This is a genomic window from Okeania sp. SIO3I5 (assembly GCF_010672085.1).
Lineage (GTDB): Bacteria > Cyanobacteriota > Cyanobacteriia > Cyanobacteriales > Microcoleaceae > Trichodesmium.
In genome coordinates this window covers 1-2,077 of the sequence record NZ_JAAHHT010000486.1, presented here as the reverse complement: position 1 = coordinate 2,077, position 2,077 = coordinate 1, and the positions used below count along the sequence as shown (strand labels likewise).

Genomic DNA, 2,077 nt, shown 5'->3' with positions numbered 1-2,077 from the left:
CCTAATATCAAATCCGGTTAAACAGTTATAGATTGCTTAACTCTGGAGGAGACAGGAGACAGGAGACAGGAGTCAGGAGGAGAAAGAATTGTAAAGATTGAGTAGTTATGAAGATAGGAAGTTTTTTTTATGTTCAATTAAACGGATTTGATATAATTTAGCTGGAGGAACTATTAACTGATAACTGATAACTAATAACTGAAATGACCCTACCAAATGGCCCTGCCCTCTCACCATTACAACAAAGAATACGGACTTGGAAATTTATTTTGAGTCCCTTATCTGCCATAGAAGAGCGATATTCTGAATATGGAGATGTTTTTAGAACAAATACTAATTCTTTGTTCCCTTTCATCTACTTCTGTAACCCTAAAGCTATTCAACAAATTTTTACTGCTGACCCTGATATTTTTGGTTTAGGGGGTAGTAATGGTGTTTTGGGGCATTTTGTGGGCGAAAATTCTCTACTGCTCCTAGACGGCGATCGCCACCGACAGCAAAGAAAACTATTAATGCCACCTTTTCATGGCGATCGGATGCGTAGCTATGGGGATTTAATCTATAAAATTACTTCTGATGTTATTAGTCAGTGGGAAATAGATAAACCTTTTCCAATCCGCAAGTCAACCCAAGAAATATCTCTCAAAGTAATTCTTGGTGCTGTATTTGGTTTAAATCAAGGAGAACGTTATGAAAAACTCAGACTTCTGATGTCTGATGTTCTCGACTCTATGAGTTCTCCTTTGAGTTCTATTTTTCTGTTCTTCAGGTTCTTGCAAAAAGACTGGGGATCTTGGAGTCCGTGGGGGAGATTTTTGCGGAAAAAGCAAGAACTCCACGAACTAACATTGGCAGAAATTGCGACTGCAAAAAAAGAAGGAAATCATCGTGATGATATTCTCAGTTTATTACTAGAAGCGCGTGATGAAACAGGTAATCCCATGAGTGACGAAGAAATTAAGGATGAACTGCTGACAATGCTGATGGCAGGTCACGAAACTACAGCGTCAGCTTTAGCATGGGCGTTATATTGGATTGACAAAATCCCATCAGTACGAGAAAAACTCAGGGCAGAATTAGCAACTCTTCCGAATAACTCAGACAAAGTTGCCATTACCAAACTTCCCTACCTTAACGCTGTTTGTCAAGAAACTCTACGCATTTATCCTATTGTTACTAATGCTTTCCCTAGAGTTGTTCAGAAACCTATAGAAATTATGGGTTATCAATTGGAACCGGGAATGGTGGCAATAGTGTCTATTTATCTGACTCATCACCGGGAAGATATTTATCCAGAACCCAAACAATTTAAACCAGAACGTTTTCTGGAAAGACAGTTTTCACCTTATGAATATTTGCCTTTTGGAGGGGGTAGTCGTCGTTGTATTGGTTCAGCTTTTGCTTTATTTGAAATGAAATTGGTATTGGCAACAATTTTATCACAGTACGAACTTAAGTTAGTTTCTAATCGACTGATTAAACCTGTTCGGAGGGGGGTGACAATGGCGCCACCAGGAAATATGCGGATGGTTGTGAAACAGAAGTTTAGGGAATAGGGAATAGGGAACAGTAGACTATCAAAGGGTTTTTCTTATAGGGAAATGCTCTGCAAACAGGATTTATAACTGTCCTAACCTTTGCTTCGACTACTATTCGACTACTAACTATATGTAGATGGGGTCATATTTTACAGCGGTTTTCATATCAATAAACCACAATGATATGATCAATCCACCGCATCATCTTCAGTAAGCAAGAGCGATATTTGATTGAATTTGGACTTTTATACTAACTCCGTGCCTCCGTACGGACGTTTTGCTGACGCTTTCGCTCCGCTAAGGCTACGCGACATGTTTGCGGAGCATTCCGTAAGGAAAACGCATTAATGCTCAAGCAACGTCCCTAATATAGAATCCGGTTATATAGTATATGTTCATTATTAAATCGGACAATCGGACCATCTCCCCCAACAATACACTCTTGTATTCAACCGGATTTGATATTACTCCTTACTCCTTACTCCTTACTCCTTACTCATTACTCATTACTCATTACTCCTCAGTAATACGATAACTAA

1 protein-coding gene is annotated in these 2,077 nt (G+C 39.0%); it reads left to right on the top strand.

Annotated elements, in window-relative coordinates; translation table 11 throughout:
* Nucleotides 1-203: 203 nt before the first annotated feature.
* Nucleotides 204-1,556 carry a cytochrome P450 gene (locus F6K40_RS39870; RefSeq protein WP_293145760.1) on the top strand — a complete coding sequence of 451 codons (1,353 nt, stop codon included), beginning with the start codon at nucleotides 204-206 and terminating at the stop codon, nucleotides 1,554-1,556.
* The last annotated feature ends 521 nt before the right edge of the window (nucleotides 1,557-2,077 follow it).

Excerpts from the sequence above, each read along its gene's own strand:
- F6K40_RS39870 (WP_293145760.1), top strand. The coding sequence starts at position 204 with ATGACCCTACCAAATGGCCCTGCCCTCTCACCATTACAACAAAGAATA.